Source organism: Caproiciproducens galactitolivorans, assembly GCF_004768785.1.
GTDB lineage: Bacteria > Bacillota > Clostridia > Oscillospirales > Acutalibacteraceae > Caproiciproducens > Caproiciproducens galactitolivorans.
The window spans coordinates 1-17,310 of record NZ_SRMQ01000016.1; the positions used below are offsets into that span (position 1 = coordinate 1).

Below are 17,310 nucleotides of genomic sequence, written 5' to 3' on the forward strand. Positions count from 1 at the left end.
CGGATAACGGGCGGCGCATTGCTCAAGCAGGCTTTTCGTACAGACTTGTCCGATTGTGCCGTAAACGTATCCGGTTCCGGCGGCAAGCGCCTGTTCACAAAAGGCCACAAGTCCCGTATTTGTTTTCCCCATTCTCAATACCTCCTAAAAATTGAGCAGGAAGCTGTGCGCCTCCTGCTCTGTCATTCTGTGTAGTTTTCCCCGGTAATGGCCTTATACTGTTCTGCTGTGATTGTTCCAGAAGCAACCGCAGCTTTCAATTTTTCTTTTTCCGTCGGTTTTCGCATTGTTACATAAATGCGATCTTCAGGGTGGCCTGATTCCGACGCAGGAACAAGTGTAGCGCCGGCGAATACGCTGTAGCCTGTTATTGGCATGCCATCTTCTCCGTCTGTGTTAATTGTGAGCGTATCTGTTGTACTGGAAAATTGTTCTTGTAGCTCCTCGCAAGTATGTCCCTCTTTTCCAAATTGGAAAACATACTGTAGTGTCCTACCTTGCGCCAAGAGTAACCCGTCAATAACTGTGCCGTTTGATTTTTTTACTGTTTGCATATATGTACCTCCATTATGGGTATTGTATTTCCCCATTGATTTTTATTTGTGATATTTTAAACCATCTTTCCATTAAACGTGTTGAGCCATGGTCTATGCCTATAGTGACTACACCACCTTGTGACATCGTAATGGTATTTTTTTGATCCGTAAAATCTTCCGTGCCATAATACTGATCTAGGATAATATTATTCGTGTTCCACGACCTCATGTAATTATTGCTGTAAATATATCCTGCGCTTGCTGACCATATAACCTCAACAACATCTCCAGCGTTTAGTCCAGCTATTATATAGCACAGTACGGCTCGATTAGTATCTGTATTTGATGGCACTCTCCCGGTCAAATTACCGTAAAGGTAATCTCCATGATCGTAATATTCATGAGTTCCGGCATAGTTTGATGGTATGTACTCAAAAAAATCACCGGGATTACGCCTCCATACAATATGGTTTGTACCGTCCGCTCCGCCTATCTCAATTAATTTGATTTTGTGATTTGCACCGTCAGAATATCCTATCTCTGTGCCTGCATTAAATTTATGCATTGCTCCATCAGAACCGCCTATTTCTGCATACATATCATCACCTCACAATATCACAACGTTAATGTTTCCGAGACCGAGATAAGACGATGCTTGAGCAGAGGACGCTTGTATGTTGCGCAACGCTGGCGTTGTTAGTGCAATGGAGCCGGAGGCATAACTGGCACGATCCCCCCTAATATTATCCAACTAGCTCCATCAGTAGTTATTCTAATGTACCTCCAAACTGGAATAGTTAATGTTTGAACCCCAAGTACTCCTGTTACTAAATCGAATATAGCTGCAGACGTACTTAAAACAAATGGATTGGCATTAGAAAAAATATCGTATTGTGCTCTTGTAGATGGAGATGGTAATGTTACAGTCGCGATATTAGCAGATGACACCATGATAAGATAACCTGATTTATCAGATGATAGCGTTGTGTCTTTTGTAATTGCGACAGTTTTTTTATATAACGGCAATGCTTCGATTTGCTCGGCGGTTGGCATGGGTATATCCAGAGTCTTCCCTTTTATCGGAACGGCTTCGCCGCCGAAGGTGGCGCCTTGGATGGCGGAAGAAGCTTTGCCGTCTATTTCTTTTAATTTTTGATCTATGATCGCGTTGTCCTCTACAAAATCAGTCCGCTTTGGATATTCATTCCCTTGCCATTGGTTCAGGCCGTAATTTGGTGTTTTGTTCGCACTTGGCATTATGTATCCTCCTTATATGTTTCAAATGCATCCCATGTAAGGCCTAAGGCGTCCCATTCATCCCACGTATGGCTATACGCTTCTACCTTATCCCATGTGATGAAAGTATAAATAAACGAGTAGGCAAGGTGCGCCGGTTTGATTTGGTTTATGGTTTCCGTAAGTCCTGCCATATTTTTAGGGATTCCGAGTGTTCCCGTAAACTTCACAACGAAGCTATAATCTGTCGGCTTTTCAATAACTTCGACTGTACCATTGCTGTAAGAAGCCGCCGTATCAATAATCAACTGTTTTGTAATAGTGCCAATTCCACGGATTTTCGCCTTTAAAATTTCTCTGCGCGCTGTATCTGATTTAGTAACGTCTACAGTACAGCCGTAAATCTTTTCATAACGGTTTAGCAACTTTGACGCTGTGTTGATAAAGCACTCGTCAACCGTCGCGCCAGTATAAGAAATCATGGTATTTATCTTATCTGTTAAAATATCCTGTAATTCCTGCATGGTTGCGTTGCCATCATATATTGGCGGTAAATAATCCATCAAGTTCATGGGGAAACCTCCGTCAATGCTATCGCTCCAATCATCGGCAATTCGGTATCCCCGATTGCAATGTTGGATGTGCCACCGTTTACAAGCAGGTTAGTGTAATCTTTCACGCCTGGCGTTGCTAACAACTGCGCACCGATTTTCGCATAACTGATGCTGTAATTCACGAATACTGATTCTTTAAAATACTGCGCAACAGATTTGGTAAACGCTGTTTGAACATCGTTAAGCGTCTGCGAGCCGTCGAGGATAACATCGGCTGTTACGCCTATTTCCACCCCTCCGGGGCTTGCGACAGTAACCGTAGCGCCTATTGGACGTACCGCTTCAATATATCCTGCAACCTTGTTAGGTAACGTTTCATCAATTGCCATATCGGAATTTACAACAAGAACCTTTACTGTGCCGTTTCCATTCCAAAGAGGAAACACCTTCGCACCACCGACACCGGGAACAGACAGCGCCCATTGCTTATAGTCGGCAATATTTCCGCTTGTTGACGGGCTACGTACTTGCTCGTAGAACCGCGAACGCAGGTTATCATCGGTTTCTTCATCCGTTCCGGCGGTTAAGATATCACCAAGTGTCGCGGCAACATCGGAAGTATTATCAATATTTGATAACGTACCGGAATAGGTATTGCCGATTGATCCGGCTGTTTCGCATGTTGCGCTGTAGACGCCTGTCGAAAGAAGCGCGGTAATCTTGAAAACGACATCGTTTATTGCCCACCGACTTCCAATATCAACGGGACCGGTTGTCATAACTTTTCTAACCGTTGCTGTCGCGGGCTTGCGGGTTATTCCGTAATCGGCAACAACGCGGTCGAGATATTCGCCGACGGCTGTATCGCCGGAAACCAGGTCAACAAAATTATCAAGCTGCGCATAATACTCTGCTATTTTTAAGCAGGCCGGCGCAAGAGCGTCATAGATTACCGAGCCTTGCCGCTTATCAACGTCGCTCGGTACCCTTGAGAGGGCGTCTGCAAGAATTGCCTCATAGGTCATATTTTCCCACATCAGGCTGTCACCGCCTTGCTCATAGAAATTGTTTTGTAGATGCTTTCGACGTCAAACGTGCAGAGCATTTCGTCACCCTCAACTGAAAACTGAAAATTGTCAACTCCGGTAATACGGTCGTCGGTAATCAAACATTCCCGAATCCGGCGTTGGAGTTCCGATTCTACATACTCCCGGTCTTTGCCAATCAGGTCATCTGTCCTCAAACCATAATCAAGTGTATAAATCGGGTATTCGAATTGCTCCGTGTTCAACATGTGATCAATCGTTTGCTGCAGGGCTGTTAGGCCGTCTGCAACGCCCTGAATTTTATCGGGTAAAACCTTATAGGTTTGCGTCTGCTCAATCTCATCGGAAAGTTTCAGGTCTACTGTGACTGTGTTCGCAAGTATCATTTCACCACATCCTTTATCTTGATTTCTGATATGGTAGTTCCGCCTATGGTCAACGGTTCAATCTGCAGTTTGCGACCTTTCGCGGCCGGGACGTATCCGATAATCTCCACAATGTAATACCGCGCGCCGCCATCGTCGCGGATAAGCCGTACGGTATCGCCCGTTGCAACATAATCACGCAGCGTTCCATCAACGAGTTCCCACGGAAGCGTGAGCTTTTCAGAGACTTTTACACCACCGGAAACGACCGTGCCAACCATCAAGCAGGCGAGTTTCCGGTTATTCAGATAACCGTCAACAATTTGCTTTATTTCATTTATCATATCCTCACATCCAGTTTCATGGTGTGGTTCGGCAAAAATGTATGGGTGGCCGATTTAACGATCAGACGCTTATTTATCCCGACTTCCGATAAATACGCGTGAAAGCTGCTCCCGGCACGGATTGCCGTATTCCCAATACAGTTCATAGAAAATGATTCTGTTTCGCCGTTATAAAGCGATAAGAGAGCGTTTGCCATCTGAATCGCAAGCGCTTTTTTCTTTGCTTCGTTTGCGGCTTTGTCCGTTTTAGACTGGCTGCCAGAGCTAGAGCTGGTCGAGCTGAACGACATAACGTCAAAGTATTGCAGCAATCCGTATTTGTTAATTGAGGCGGAATCTTTTGCAATGTAAATATCCCGCTTCCCGGTAACTTCGTTATCCACAGCCAGCTTGATCTCGTTGTAAAAATCATCGTCTATAGATTTTGAATAACTGTAGTCATAACACAGCGAACCGTCGCCGAGAATCAGGTTTGTTTCCAGTTCGCCCAGATTTCGCAGGCAGATAGAACCAAATTCATCCCGCAAAACGAACCATTTTCCCGTCGCCCGGAGCGTGTCGCCAATCGCTGAATACATAATGTCAAGCCACGTCTTATCGCTCTGTGCCGCCGTAGCAAGCTTGTATCCCGTATCCGTAAGCGTCCCGACCGGCAGCCCGAAATAATTGCACATCTTTTTCGCCAACGTGGTTGCGGTGTCACCGTTTATAACGATGGTATCCTTTGCCTTGCAGTACCGCAAAAGGTCGTAGGCCGTCGCGGTGACGATTTTGTTCTTGGCCACTTCATGTTTGAATACCACGCCATAAAAGATGTTTGCCCCGTTATACTTAAAGCGGACGATTGTGCCGTTATCAATTCCCGGGCCTGTCGCAACATACGAAAAAGTGAACTTGCTGCATCCGTTATTCATGGAATCAACCCACTCTGCGGATTTTACAAGTTCACTAATTTCATAGACTTTTTTGTTTGTGGTTTCAATGAGGAGCTCTACACTCAAGGACATCACCTATTTTACGTGAGATATGTTTCAAAATCGTTATTATCAATGGTAGCGCAAAGCCGCTCCAAAACGGAGCGGCTTTTACTATGGAATCGTCAGTACCTGCCCCGGATAGATCAGATTCGGATTCTTGATTTTGCTTTTATTGGAATTATAAATCATCGTGTACTTTGCACCATTTCCGTAGAACTTCTTTGCAATCACCCACAGCGAATCCCCTGATTTTACGGTATAGGTTTTGCTTGCTTTTGGATTCTTTGTTGTCGTTGGGGCATTCGTCGCTTTTGCTGCACTTCCCGTCTGTGCGGTTACAACGGTTTTATATCCGAATTCGCGGTATTCGAGGAGTTTGAAACTAAAATACTTATCCCCCTCTTCCCCAGCAGTTTCGGATACATTACATTCTTCAATCAGCACCAGCGTATTGATATCTTTTGTAATCCCGTTCCGGGCGATAAACCGCACCGGGTATTTATTTCCCCGCCAAGTTTTAAACAGGTTTTCGTAATAGTCCGGTCCTTTAAAAGAGCCAGACGTTTCAACGTAATGCAGGGAAGTATTCGGAAATTCAACATCCTGCAAGGAATATTCCGCAAGCTCCAAATACGTTGGCGCAGCAATCTGTCCCACACCGAACACGGCATACTTTTCGCTTGCCAGCGTCGAAGTTTTTTCGATTTTCTCCGGGTTAGTCGGCAGCCGAATCACTGTGCTGCCCTGTTGAAAAAACACCGCATAACTCATTCGTAAAGTCCCTCCGCCGCCGTTGCAAGTTCTTCCTTTAACATTCTGCTGATGGTGGAATATATTTTTTGCTGATCGTCCTTATCTCCGACGTTTCCCGAAAAACTGACGGATAGCTTTGGAGACAAAACAGCCGTAGAAAATTTGTTGATATATTGCTTTTCAGCAAGGTCGCGGAGATATTGCAGATCCTGATCAGCAATATTTACTTTAACGGAACCGTCGGCACCTGTACCTTTTACTTTGACGGGTTTGTCTTTGTCCCCACCGCCATAAGTAGGCGTAGGTATATACGGCGGAGCTTTTTGCGGCGGCAGCTTGCCAAGATTCTTCATCCAATTACTTACAGACGTATCAATGCCCCGCCCGGTCTTATATCCTGCCATATAAGCTTTTCCATTTCCAAGCGAAGCCCAATCGACATTAAACGTTCCCATACCTTTTTGGAACGCTGCGCCGATATCTTCGTATTTACCCTTGTTTTTTTGGAGTGCCGCCATTTTTGAAATATTTGAGTTTATCATGTTTGCAAGGCCGGAAGTGTCCATTTTCATCCCCGGAATTCGGTTTATCGCATCTGCAACGGCTTTTACCCCGTTGAAAATCATGGTAACGAATCCTAAGAACCCGGTTTTAAGATCGGCCCAGAGGTTTGGAAAAGCAATTCCAATATTATGAATAAGTACCTGCGCGGCATCCCACACGCCAACGGCAAAATCGGCCACCTGAAGCCCTACATTTTTGATAAGCGTCCAGACCCAGTTTAAGCACCCGACTATAACGCCAGTCGCGCTGATCGTTTGCCCGGTAACTTTATTAATGATCGCAATTACGATGTATATAACGGCAATGACAGCAATTATAAGAAGTAATATCCATGTAAGGGGGCAAGCAAGCAATGTTCCGTTAAAAAAGGTTTGCGCATCGGCAGCCGCAAATGTAACGCCCGTAAACATTCCCAGAACTATATTTGCGCCTGCCATAACCAGTTCCCATATTCCTGTTATAGCTGCCCAAGCTGCTTGGGCAAGTGCAATACCCTTGGTTACCGCCCACACAGTCAGCATAATTGCGGCCACCCCGCCGATTATCGGTGCAATAATCGACCAATTTTGAGCGATAAATCCACCGACGTTAGAAACGGCTGTAAGCACCCCGTTGGCAACACTTGCCAGCACGCTGAATGAACCAATTATCCCGTTTATCATGTTCTGGAATTTTTGCGAGCCTAAAACGCTGTTTTCGTTTTCAAATGCTGATCTAAACGCCTGATACGCTCCGTTCTTGATTTTGTTCCAGTAATCGCCCCAGGTATATTTCATCTTACCCATCTGCTGGTCGACAGTACTGGAATACTGTAAAATGGAATTAATTAAGACTTGTGATGTAATCTTTCCTTCAGTACCAAGCTCCTTAACTTCGCCAACCGATTTACCCATATACTTTGCGATCGCAGTTTCAACGAGCGGCGCATCTTCTGCCAGTATGCGGAGATCTTGCCCTTGTAGCTTTCCCAGTCCGATTGCCTGCTGCAGCTGAAGCAGTGCCCCCGCTTGATTTGCAACTGGTGTCCCACCGATCTTGAACATTTTCTGCATGGTTTCAGTAAACTTCACGATATTCTGGTTGCTTCCGAACTGTGAACCGGCGATAATACCAAGTTTAGCCACAGTGTCAGCCATATCGGTGTAGGAACCCCGTGCGCGGTCAGCAGCAGCAAATATATCATTCTGTAGTGACTTTAGCTGAGCTGCATTAGAGGTAATCAAGGACAATTTCGAGCTGATATTTGTGTATGTATCTGAAATTTCCATGCCTTTCTTCAAGGTTTCAATGCTTAGAAAAGCGGCAGCCAAACCAGTCAACCTAGATGTAAGGCGGCCTGCAGAACTTTCCGTTGCAGTAAACTTGGAATTTACATTATCAACGGCAGAACTTGCTTGAGCAATTCCTTTGGTTGCGCACTCTGTACTGTTCCAAATGCGGTCCATTTGTCGGCTGTAATTATCTTGCAGCGTAAATATTGACCTTAGCGACGGCATGGTATCACCTCTTTCGTTTCGCTTTTTCCGCTTCCCTCTTCTCGGCTTCAATTCGCAGATCAATGGAGGCATAAATAAAAGCCCGCTCGCGCTGACTCATTCTTGCCAGCGCGGACGGCCTTATGTGCAATTTTTGCAGGGCGAAGTGTGCGTAATTAAAATCCGGGTCGCCCTGCTTTATGCGTTTTTTGCCTCTTCAATCTGCTCGTTAATATCGTTTGTATCCAGTCCGGACAGCTTGGAAACTTCTTCGGACAGCTTTGCGAACTCGCCTACTGTCAGCATCTTGCTGAGCAGCTCGGTTTCGCCTAAAACTCCATACGCTTTTTGCAGTTCGGCATTTGATAAATCCGGGAACACAACGCCAGCCGCCGCAAGCGCGTGCGCGTATGTAACACGGTCAAGCTGCTGCACGCCAGTTTTCCGGTCGGTTTTTGTGTACTTCCGTTCAAGCGCGCTATTCTCCTTTTCGGAAACCGCCCGGATTTCCCATTCTACAGGTTTCCCGTTTTCCTGGAATCGGTCAGAAATGACCACCTTTTTATTTTCCACCTTTACCGGGTGGAGAAATGCTGCAAGACTATTCATTTATTTTCCCTCCGAATTAAAGATTTGCCGGGTTACCGAAGCTCGATAAGATTTCAAAACTGTCAAAAGTGAAATCGGTATCGAACGTCACACCATCGTCGCTGCTGTCGTCCAAAATAGAGCCGGGAAGTTTCGTAGGAATAACCCCGTAATAAGCAATTTCCTGCTTACCAACGGTGGACTGTTCATCCTCCTGGAGCACCAGCATGGTGAACCCGGTAAAAGTACCATTTTTCAGGTACTTTTTCGCGTAGTTTATCATTTCGGAATTCATGTGAAACATCGTCATGGATCCGGTACCTTTCGCCCCGGTGACCTTATGCTGCGTCATACGGTGACCGAGCATACGCTTTTCTGAAACCGTCAGTTCAATCTCAGCCGTAAACTTTGAAAGCTCGAAAGCTTCGCGATTATGCCCGTCGATTGTAATATAGCCTTTCCCTTCGTGGCCGCTGACGGTATCGCTGTAGAGTGTTCTTGCTTCATCCATCTATTTTCCCTCCTTAGGACAGATTGACGGTCATATAAACTTTTTCAATGCTGTCTACAGATTGCACCGCAACAGTAACGACAACCGCGTCGGAATCTTCTCCGACTTCCACCGTTACATCATTGGCACTAAAATTCTGAATCGCCTGTTTGTTTTGCAGTTCAAGAAAATACCCAACAAGAATCGTTTTAAATGCTGAACGACCCTCCGCATTGTTGTTGAATTTTCCTTCGTACTGCGATTCAAAGATGGTTGTGATGTCGTTGTTAATACCGGAAACAAGCCGGATAAACCGATTCTTACGGTAGGATTTCGACTTTGCCTGCGTATATGTGGTTAGAGAATTGATATCATATACCGCCGTTACGTTCTGCTCGGAGTCCACCTTAAAAATCCATTTGCCGACAGAAACGGACTCTTCCATCTGCGTTTTCGTCATGCGGGGGATAACATCAATTGCCCCGTCGTACTGCGCTCCGGTGTTACTCTGATTGACCTTTGCGCCTGCCGTAACACCTGCAACCCACGCAGTCGTCTGCGCATTCGTCAGTTCTGTGCCGTCGGAAAGTTTGACAGCGTGCGCACAGTTGATGATGTTTTCAGAATTCGCCGCGAAATCGGCGAGTACCGCCTGCATATAACGGCCCTCATCGTCTACCATCGATGTTACCCATATTTTGATGGCCTCCTGATTTGCCGCGTAGGTTTCTGCTGGATAAGGATAACACAACACATCGAAATCAACTGTTTTAAGGGTTTTAAGAGCGATGGAAAGTGTTTCTGCCGTATGCCCCGTTCCAAGGTTATATACCTTGACCGCTTTTGCCTTTTTAAGCGCTTCTCTCGCAAGGAATTTGTCCTCTTCTGTTGCCTCTTTTGGCCATTGTGAAGCATCTAACGCCGTAATCTCGTAAATCTCCCCGACTTTGCCGCTAGTCATTTCCTGCAATAGCACTACGGTTCCGCGGTCGCCCGGCGTAATGGAGAGCGGCGCATTCGTTTGGAAGTTCATGTAGATGCCCGGAAGAGCCTTATTTTGAGTTGTCCATGTACCTGCCATATTACTTCTCCTTCGTCGAATTTGTCACAGAATTCATCTGCGGGTCTGTGACAACCGCCCGCTCCGAATACTTGATGTCAAATGTAAAGTGCAGCACATTATCAGTTATCCGCGCGTCCTTATTGATGCAGCGGAACCGGCCAACCAAATCCATTCCCTTCAGAAGTGTTTCCTGCATGGAGATACAGTCGGCGCGGGTTGCCTTAATGTCAATCAACTTGGTACCGGAAAAATACTGTACATCGAACGACAGCTTACCCGTATAAGTGCCACGCAAAAGCCGCCCGTAATCCTGGTCGATGATGGAAATAAGAAAAGAGGGTGTTTTGAAATTCTGCGGGCAATAATAGCGGTAAATCGTCGCTGTTGGGGCGAGCACATTTAACTGCGTTTCTATTGCGGCGATAATATCATCCGTCATGTTTCGCTTTCACCCTCTCGATTTCTGCGTTGAACTCCTGAATCATAGCCTTTTCCGCAACGTTGCCGGCTTTTTCGAGTATGTGTTTTCCTGGAACGTAACCAACTGTTATGTAGGTATCTCCTATTACACTTACTACTCTGTGACCGTCATTCACATAAATGGCATAATCGACATTGTTTTCAAGGATTTTTTCAACACCGTTTCCGACACGTCGTGCTCGTGGTGAATGCCATCCTTTTTTCAGCGTACCGCCCACTTTTGTTTTAGTTTCTGATGTTTTAAAATGCACATGTTTAGGAGGGATTGTCGTAGTGTAAAAATCAACAACATTTGAATATTTTCCGACAGGCGTTAGCCTTTTGGCTTCTTTTAGCCCTGCATTCACAGACCGCGTCAACACTTTCCGGTCAATCTTTGAAATATCGTCCAGCATCGACCGCAATTCTTTACGATATTTGTCAATAAATGCTTTATTCCGCCGCTCATTTGAACTGCTCATGCCGTATCCGTCCTCGCCACGCTGAATTCCTGATTATAGGTGTACGAAAAGCCCTCACCCACAGTCAGGTTGACTTTCGCACCGTTGCGTTGCGTAACTTCCACATAGTCCCCGGATTTGATGCCAACGTCCGGTGCGCAGAACAGCTTATTTGTGCTCTGCATTGTCGGTGCCGAATCTGTACCGACCGGCTGAACCGTTCCCATGCTGTAATGACACTTTATACCCGAATATGTCGGTGCTTCCGGAAGGCTGCCGTCATCGTTGTAGCGGTAAATATCCATCGTGTCATGCCAGAGTCTTTCAAACGGGTTTGTCATGCTATCACCTCAAAACAACGTCCGAAAACTGTTCATAATTCGGATGTTATTCACGCTAAGACTGTCAAACAGCTCCGCCTGCGCGGTTTTCTTGCTGCCGATGGACATGCTGGAATCGCCCTCGTGAACACTCGTTACCGTGCCTGTGGTGAGTGCCGCGCTGTTATTCATCAGCACGGTCGCAATCTCCACCCACGAATATTTCAGCGCATCAGGCACCTCTTGAATGTTCTGCGGCAACGTGCAGTATTCGAGCATGATAGCCTTTGCTTCGTCAATATAGGACTGGATGGTATCATCAGAAAAGCCGTCCGGTATGGTAGCCGGGCGACTCTTAATTATTGCGAGGGCTTCACTTGCCGTTACTGCCATCTTTCGCACCGGCTTTCGCTATGGCGGATGATTCCTTACCTTCCACAGCTTGCTTCTGCTCCGGGGTTGTCGGTGGGGTATAAATCTTAAACCCTTCCCTGACATATTTCTGAACCTGCGAATCCTCCACCATTAGAATCATACCTCTACGTTTTACATAAGTCATGGGTCAACTCTCCTTATGCCTGCGCGGTAGCCGCAGTATGAATATAGATTCCGGAAGTATCGTTGTCTGCTACGATTAGATCATGATGCAGACGATAGAAAACATCGTATGCATCCGCACTCTGGTTCACGTCGGGCGTAACGATTTTGTCGGCGTTCCGCTTAATCACAGCACGGAGAGCAGCTTTACGGGCATATACAAAATTAATCGGCTTGTTGCCTGTAATTGTCTTGTATCCGCCGGCGGTCTGACCAGCAGTCTTGCCGTCGTTTAGCTGAATCAGGCTGTTAAACCTAGACTGAGGCACTTTAATGATGGGAGTAATACCGTCCAGCATTTCAACACGGCGGTCAATGTTCGGATTTGCCTGCCCAACGTCAATGCGGCGGGAAATCTTCGCATCTGATTTCAGCATCTTGTAGACTGTGTTGGTCACATAGAGCACGCGACCCTCTTCGGGTACTTCCTTTTCGTTCATAGTCGCCTCAGCTGCATCGAACAGATCAAGAATGCTGTCGGATGTTCCGAGGTCTTTCTCCACTACTGTTGCCAGGGAACCGTTGCGTTTCGCGGCGGCATAGATTTCAGCGAACCGAACCGCGTCAATTTCCGGAACTTCCTTTGTGCGAACATACTCAGATGCGACACGGCGGTACAGGTCAAACGCAACCTCGTCGTTGTCAATCACGTCAATACGGAATTTACGGCCACGGTCATATTGCAAAGTATGCTCTTCCCAGCTTACACCGGCGGAACCCTGAACATATCCGTTATCGCGGTCGTAAGTGCCGGCACCATCCACAGATACCTTTGGCAACTTGATTTTGTTGGTTCCCACAAACTGTGCAGCCAGCGCAGAATCATCCAAATCGGATGTTTTCGCGTTCTGAACATACAACAGGTCGAGAATAGGAATAAACTTCGTAACTTTTTCTGCAAAAGTGTTGATAGACATAAATAAAAATCCCCCTTAAAATTTAAGTTTTCGGCAGCGTAACGCCAGCTTCCGCCGCCCATTTTGCTAAATCATCCTGCGGCTTCGCAGGTTCCCCTCCTGCTGGCGGAGGGGGATTCTTCGTTTCCTCACCGAACAGATACGGGTTTTCTTTTTGAACCTGTTCGAGCTGTTCTTTCAGACCGAGCACGTTTTCTCCATCCAGGCTGATTTTGGATTCGTCCAACAGGGCACGAACGGCTTTCACGTTCTTAGCCATGGCGCCCATCAAGGCAACCTCAATTTTGCTGCCGAGCGTCAGCTTCTTCAAGTTGGCATCGTACTCATCCTTAGCCTTTTTGTTGGCCTCCTGCAGCTCGGTAATCTGCTGTTTCAACGCTTCATTGTCTCCGGATGACTTTTTCAGCGTTTCAAGCTGCTTATCACGCTCGGAAATCTGCTTCTGTAAATCTGCAAGCGTGGTTTTCGATGTTTCGACTGCCGATTTTAGCTCGTTAATGTCCTTGCCGTTCTCGGCCATGATTTTATCAATGACATCGTCGGCAATGCCGAGGTCTTTCAAGAATTTACGTTCCATATAATCCCTTTCCGCAGCTACGCTTTTTTACGAGGTCGCACCTCGCGCCGCCCTGCCGATTACGCCCGCAGTCAGCGAAATAGTATTAAAAAACGCCCTGCCAAATGGCGGGACAAATCTTAACGGAATATGTAGAATATTAGCGAAAAGAGGTGACTTAAATGAAGTTAAATCCAGATTGCATCCGCGATATTTTGCTTGCAGTAGAAGAAAATACGGGTTATCGTAAAGAACTACAAATTAGTAGAGCGTTGCCCTTGCCTGAACAACTTCAAAAGTATGACTTTGAAACTGTTGCTTATCATGCAAAGCAATGCATTATGGCGGGCTTACTTGTTAAGGGACATCCTTTTCTACGCGTAGAGATTCCAATCGCTGATTTAACCCCCGCCGGACACGATTTTCTTGCAAACATCCGTGCTGATACAAATTGGAACCGGGTAAAGCAAAAAGCTAAATCCGTTGGATCAGAATCTCTAAGCATTCTGATCCAAATTGCGAGCCAGGTTATCACCTCTATGTTAACGCAACTGCACGGATTCTAAATCAACAAGCAATTTTAGTGAGAGCTCTGCCGTACCGTCGGTAGAGCCCTTCAAGCTATACTCCTGCACGCATTGAATCTCTTTGTTGTCCAAAAAAATGCGCCCGTCTTGAATCGTGAGCTGATTCATTTTTAATTCATTCATCCTCGTCCTCACCATCTCTTCTTAAAAATCCGCATAAAAATACCACCTTGCCGTTTCAGCAGGTGGTATTTCACTTATTGTAAAAATATTTCTTTCGGGCCTGTTCCAGACTCATTTCATTTGCGCCGCCTTCAAGTTGTGGGTTGTCATTCTGAACATCATCGTCTTCCCATCCACATATTGGACAGATTTCAAATTCACTGTCTGGTGGTAAGCTGTATTCTCCGCAGCACGCACACTGCTTATTTCTCTTTTGTGCCATATTTTTCAACCTGTCCTTCCCAATATTTTTCGCCACGTCGCGGCTTATAGTATGTGGAAATCGTCCCGTCAGGATACACGGAAGCAAATTCGTTTGTGTCCCGTGAGTAAAATCTCCGTACACCATCCGAAGCGATTACTGTTTCTTTGCCCAAAGTTTCGTTCACAAACTTCAAAGCTGCAGCCTCATATTCTGCTGAATTCTTTGCCCCAATATCCAAACCATGTTTTTCAAAGTGGCTATCTAAAGTTTGTGGATTGAACTCAACGGCTTTCCAACTGCTATTCTCTTCAACATTTGAAAGCCTCTGCATCAATTTTTGATATTCAGGAGAATTATTATAGCGCTGCTTTTGGAAGGTGTCAATATCCGGTACACGCCTTATTCCTAATTTTTGGAGGTTTTCATACTCGTTTCGACCTATAGCATACTTCTCGTCCTGCTGCGCTTTCCACTCGTCGTAGGTCTGCGCTGTGGTAGACACAGTTTTACCCGTCACCGGGTCGCGGGAAATTCGCGTACCGCTCAAATCTGCTAAATCAGGTATGTACGGTGCAGTAGTGCAACGGCAATTCACATGGAATGATGGATGATTCTCGCCCTCAATTGCTTTTTTTACCGGAAAATGTTGCCCGTCAAACGATGCGCAGGTTCCGCACGTGCTCCGATCCAGCGCAGCTATCACTTCATATTCATCGATACCGTCATCGCGATAGGCTTGTAATTGCGCCTGATTGACTGCATGAGCGGATTCGTTGTACAGCAGCCGATACGCTTCATATTTTTTACCTGTGCCGGTTACCTTTCCGGCCTTGTCTACACGGATTGCGCCGATTGCTTTTTGAAGCTGGTCGGCGAAGTCCTGCGGCGGCCGGCCGGTCACAAACATATTGTTCAACGCCTGCCGGATTCGAAAGCCTGTGTCAATATCTTGCCGCCAGAGATGCTCTGAGATATCCATACCGAAAACCGGTTGCTCAATCACTTTTCGAATAGCTGACACGGCAGGCTTGGAATATGGAAACTGGAAACCGGTGTACTGCTCAATGTCGAACAGACTGTAATAGTACTCCGAAGTATAAACATCTGTTGCGATACCCTCAATCTGCTTTTTCTGCTCTTGATACAGTTTTTGCAGAATTGCATCGCACTGTGCCAGAAGTGCCTCATAGCGGGTTACACGGGCTTTAATGGACAAATTATCAACCTCAAGATTGAACGTACCAATGGAATTCTTGGCGAGCCTCTCGAACCCCGCAAGGTCGCCGCGGAAGTCCCGCAGTTCCGAAAGGGATAGAGCTTTCTGCGCCTCGTCTAGTGTGATTTTGTTGTTCTTGGCATATCGGGCATAAAAATAAAAGACCTTGTCATTGAGATCTTTTCTCGCCTGTTCAAATGCTTTAACAAGGTCAGGAATCTGCCCGTTGACGGCGGATTCCATTCGGTCAATGCTGTCGGTCGCGCGCTTTTCCCAATAATTGTTGTTCATGCGACACCACCGTCATTTGGTTCCCGCCTCTCTGACGGCTTTTCCTGCTCCGGCGCACCAGCCAGCCGCGTATATTTGTCGAGCAGATTCTTTTCCCGGTCGGTCTGCTCTTTCTCAACCTGCGCGCGTTCAGCCTGCCAATCGGTAACAAGCGGGTGGACTTTGGTTTTTGTTTCGTCAGACATGACCGTATCCGGCGTCTGTGCGATAATCTGCGATATTTCAGTCGCGTTCTGCGGCTTTGTACGCTTCCAGGTCTGGACGAATTGCTTGCTTTCGTCTGCGCCCAGATGGTGCAAAATTGCCCAGAGAAATTCATCGATGGAATCGCGAAACTCTGTTTCCATAAGTCCGGATTTCAGCTCCAACAGACCGTACAGGTAATCGATATATACGCCCGACTGATTTCCGGCGGTCGGCGGATTTGGGTTGACAGCCATCGCCGCCGTCCAAAACTCGTCGTTAAGAATTTCGCGGAACTTCGACCGCGCTTCATACGGGATTTCTCCGCGAACCGCATCCACTCCGCCCTGGTCGTCTACGCCAATCCATTTCTTGGCTTTCATCAGCAAAACCGGGTCGACTGGGCGGGTAATCGGTTTACCGTCCTCGCCCAGCATCTGCTTGCCGTCATTATCATAGACCGGCGCCGACCGTTCGCCGTTGTAGTTCTTGATTACCCAGACGATTTCCTGCAGATCATCAATATCATTTGCAAAGCCGGACATCAGTTTATCAAGCGCGTCGATGATATCTTTATACATTATGAGGTCGGGTAATGCTTTTGCGTTATTCCTAAACTCGATGAACGGTATCCGACCGTAATTGTGTGGCTGGATGTTCCAGGAGCCATCCGGTAGCGTATCATAAGCAATAGCCGGTTTCTGGGAAGCCCCTGTCGCTTCCGGGCGGATAAGATAGGCAACCTGCGTATCGCTCCACAGTTCGTAGCGCGTCACCGGACAGCCATTGGCATCATTGAACGCATACACCCGCAGCAAGTATTTCAGGCGCTTTTTGACCGTGCTACGGTCGTAAATCGGCACAACCGTCATCGGATTGAGGTACCAATAATCGAATTTCTTGGTTTCATTATCCACCCAGTACGTTAACCACGCCCGGCCGGTGTTGGACGCGTCGATGCCAAGCTGCCGAATCACTTTTGGCCACTGTGTACCAATAGTGTTATTGACGCGCTGCAGAAGCGCCTCGTCGTCCTTGTCCGTATCATCGGAAGGAATATCAAACTGCGGCGGAATGGAGAAAAGATACCCAACTTTCTGATCTACTGCAACACGATGCCGGTTCACGGAGATTCTGTTATCCGCACTATGCAGCGGATTGGAACCCTTGAGCTTCAAAAACTTATTGACTTCGTTGATTGCCGCGGCGCCGAAACGCTTAACATCGTCGTGATTGTTGTAATAATCAAAGCCTTGCTGCGCCTGCTTAGCAAATTTCTTGTATGCGCAGCCATCGTTATAGATATAATTCTGAATAACTTGCCGCACCTGATCCAGATTATTAAAATCAATGTTTGTGTTCAAA

25 protein-coding genes are annotated in these 17,310 nt (G+C 46.6%); 1 reads left to right on the forward strand and 24 read right to left on the reverse strand.

Annotated elements, in window-relative coordinates:
* Positions 1-182: 182 nt before the first annotated feature.
* The 20 genes from CAGA_RS12875 to CAGA_RS11740 form a co-directional block, all read right to left on the reverse strand.
* A complete protein-coding gene (locus CAGA_RS12875) occupies positions 183-554 on the reverse strand; it encodes an XkdX family protein (protein WP_243113033.1) in 372 nt (123 codons plus the stop codon).
* A 13-nt stretch (positions 555-567) separates the two neighbouring features.
* Complete coding sequence (locus CAGA_RS11650; protein ID WP_135661007.1) at positions 568-1,134, reverse strand: hypothetical protein; 567 nt, start codon at positions 1,132-1,134, stop codon at positions 568-570.
* Between the two features lie 98 nt (positions 1,135-1,232).
* Positions 1,233-1,793 carry a hypothetical protein gene (locus tag CAGA_RS11655; protein ID WP_135661009.1) on the reverse strand — a complete coding sequence of 187 codons (561 nt, stop codon included), beginning with the start codon at positions 1,791-1,793 and terminating at the stop codon, positions 1,233-1,235.
* Complete coding sequence (locus CAGA_RS11660; protein ID WP_135661011.1) at positions 1,793-2,344, reverse strand: putative phage tail protein; 552 nt, start codon at positions 2,342-2,344, stop codon at positions 1,793-1,795. Before CAGA_RS11660 ends, CAGA_RS11655 begins: the two co-directional genes overlap by 1 nt.
* Entirely contained in the window at positions 2,341-3,363 is a 1,023-nt protein-coding gene (locus tag CAGA_RS11665; protein ID WP_135661013.1) for a baseplate J/gp47 family protein, read from the reverse strand. The genes CAGA_RS11660 and CAGA_RS11665 overlap by 4 nt, the downstream gene beginning before the upstream one ends.
* A complete protein-coding gene (locus CAGA_RS11670; RefSeq protein ID WP_135661015.1) occupies positions 3,363-3,758 on the reverse strand; it encodes a DUF2634 domain-containing protein in 396 nt (131 codons plus the stop codon). The genes CAGA_RS11665 and CAGA_RS11670 overlap by 1 nt, the downstream gene beginning before the upstream one ends.
* Complete coding sequence (locus tag CAGA_RS11675; RefSeq protein WP_207669582.1) at positions 3,755-4,081, reverse strand: DNA helicase; 327 nt, start codon at positions 4,079-4,081, stop codon at positions 3,755-3,757. Before CAGA_RS11675 ends, CAGA_RS11670 begins: the two co-directional genes overlap by 4 nt.
* Positions 4,078-5,082, reverse strand: a complete 1,005-nt coding sequence (locus CAGA_RS11680; protein WP_135661017.1) for an XkdQ/YqbQ family protein — start codon at positions 5,080-5,082, stop codon at positions 4,078-4,080. The genes CAGA_RS11675 and CAGA_RS11680 overlap by 4 nt, the downstream gene beginning before the upstream one ends.
* 87 nt (positions 5,083-5,169) lie before the next feature.
* Entirely contained in the window at positions 5,170-5,829 is a 660-nt protein-coding gene (locus tag CAGA_RS11685; RefSeq protein ID WP_135661019.1) for a LysM peptidoglycan-binding domain-containing protein, read from the reverse strand.
* Positions 5,826-7,871 (reverse strand): tape measure protein, encoded by a 2,046-nt coding sequence (locus tag CAGA_RS11690; protein ID WP_167875233.1) that lies wholly within the window; start codon positions 7,869-7,871, stop codon positions 5,826-5,828. Before CAGA_RS11690 ends, CAGA_RS11685 begins: the two co-directional genes overlap by 4 nt.
* Before the next feature lie 177 nt (positions 7,872-8,048).
* Complete coding sequence (locus tag CAGA_RS11695; protein WP_135661023.1) at positions 8,049-8,459, reverse strand: phage tail assembly chaperone; 411 nt, start codon at positions 8,457-8,459, stop codon at positions 8,049-8,051.
* 16 nt (positions 8,460-8,475) lie between these two features.
* Complete coding sequence (locus CAGA_RS11700) at positions 8,476-8,949, reverse strand: phage tail tube protein (protein WP_135661025.1); 474 nt, start codon at positions 8,947-8,949, stop codon at positions 8,476-8,478.
* A gap of 13 nt (positions 8,950-8,962) precedes the next feature.
* On the reverse strand, positions 8,963-10,009 hold the full coding sequence (locus CAGA_RS11705; RefSeq protein WP_135661027.1) for a phage tail sheath C-terminal domain-containing protein: 1,047 nt from the start codon (positions 10,007-10,009) through the stop codon (positions 8,963-8,965).
* 1 nt (position 10,010) lies between these two features.
* Entirely contained in the window at positions 10,011-10,430 is a 420-nt protein-coding gene (locus tag CAGA_RS11710) for a phage tail terminator family protein (protein WP_135661029.1), read from the reverse strand.
* Positions 10,420-10,932: an HK97 gp10 family phage protein gene (locus CAGA_RS11715; RefSeq protein WP_135661031.1), complete on the reverse strand. Its 513-nt coding sequence runs from the start codon at positions 10,930-10,932 to the stop codon at positions 10,420-10,422. Before CAGA_RS11715 ends, CAGA_RS11710 begins: the two co-directional genes overlap by 11 nt.
* The gene (locus tag CAGA_RS11720; RefSeq protein ID WP_135661033.1) at positions 10,929-11,252 is read right to left on the reverse strand and encodes a hypothetical protein; all 324 of its coding nucleotides are present in this window, start codon (positions 11,250-11,252) and stop codon (positions 10,929-10,931) included. Before CAGA_RS11720 ends, CAGA_RS11715 begins: the two co-directional genes overlap by 4 nt.
* A 9-nt stretch (positions 11,253-11,261) precedes the next feature.
* Positions 11,262-11,624, reverse strand: coding sequence for a phage head-tail connector protein (locus CAGA_RS11725; protein ID WP_135661035.1), 363 nt, complete (start codon positions 11,622-11,624; stop codon positions 11,262-11,264).
* Positions 11,605-11,790 carry a hypothetical protein gene (locus tag CAGA_RS11730; protein WP_135661037.1) on the reverse strand — a complete coding sequence of 62 codons (186 nt, stop codon included), beginning with the start codon at positions 11,788-11,790 and terminating at the stop codon, positions 11,605-11,607. Before CAGA_RS11730 ends, CAGA_RS11725 begins: the two co-directional genes overlap by 20 nt.
* Positions 11,791-11,803: 13 nt before the next feature.
* Positions 11,804-12,745 (reverse strand): hypothetical protein, encoded by a 942-nt coding sequence (locus CAGA_RS11735; protein ID WP_135661039.1) that lies wholly within the window; start codon positions 12,743-12,745, stop codon positions 11,804-11,806.
* A 22-nt stretch (positions 12,746-12,767) separates the two neighbouring features.
* Complete coding sequence (locus tag CAGA_RS11740; RefSeq protein ID WP_135661040.1) at positions 12,768-13,322, reverse strand: phage scaffolding protein; 555 nt, start codon at positions 13,320-13,322, stop codon at positions 12,768-12,770.
* Between the two features lie 161 nt (positions 13,323-13,483).
* Here CAGA_RS11740 and CAGA_RS11745 point away from each other — a divergent pair, with 161 nt between their 5' ends.
* Positions 13,484-13,867 (forward strand): DUF2513 domain-containing protein, encoded by a 384-nt coding sequence (locus CAGA_RS11745; RefSeq protein ID WP_135661042.1) that lies wholly within the window; start codon positions 13,484-13,486, stop codon positions 13,865-13,867.
* On the opposite strand, the gene CAGA_RS12705 is transcribed toward CAGA_RS11745, so the two are convergent.
* The 4 genes from CAGA_RS12705 to CAGA_RS11760 all read right to left on the reverse strand — a co-directional run bounded on the left by CAGA_RS12705 (position 13,844) and on the right by CAGA_RS11760 (position 17,309).
* Complete coding sequence (locus CAGA_RS12705) at positions 13,844-14,011, reverse strand: hypothetical protein (protein ID WP_167875234.1); 168 nt, start codon at positions 14,009-14,011, stop codon at positions 13,844-13,846. The two genes, CAGA_RS11745 and CAGA_RS12705, sit on opposite strands and share 24 nt — an antisense overlap.
* Positions 14,012-14,081: 70 nt before the next feature.
* Complete coding sequence (locus tag CAGA_RS11750) at positions 14,082-14,273, reverse strand: CPCC family cysteine-rich protein (RefSeq protein ID WP_135661059.1); 192 nt, start codon at positions 14,271-14,273, stop codon at positions 14,082-14,084.
* On the reverse strand, positions 14,254-15,762 hold the full coding sequence (locus tag CAGA_RS11755; protein WP_135661044.1) for a minor capsid protein: 1,509 nt from the start codon (positions 15,760-15,762) through the stop codon (positions 14,254-14,256). Before CAGA_RS11755 ends, CAGA_RS11750 begins: the two co-directional genes overlap by 20 nt.
* Positions 15,759-17,309, reverse strand: a complete 1,551-nt coding sequence (locus CAGA_RS11760; protein WP_135661046.1) for a phage portal protein — start codon at positions 17,307-17,309, stop codon at positions 15,759-15,761. Before CAGA_RS11760 ends, CAGA_RS11755 begins: the two co-directional genes overlap by 4 nt.
* Position 17,310 lies beyond the last annotated feature (1 nt).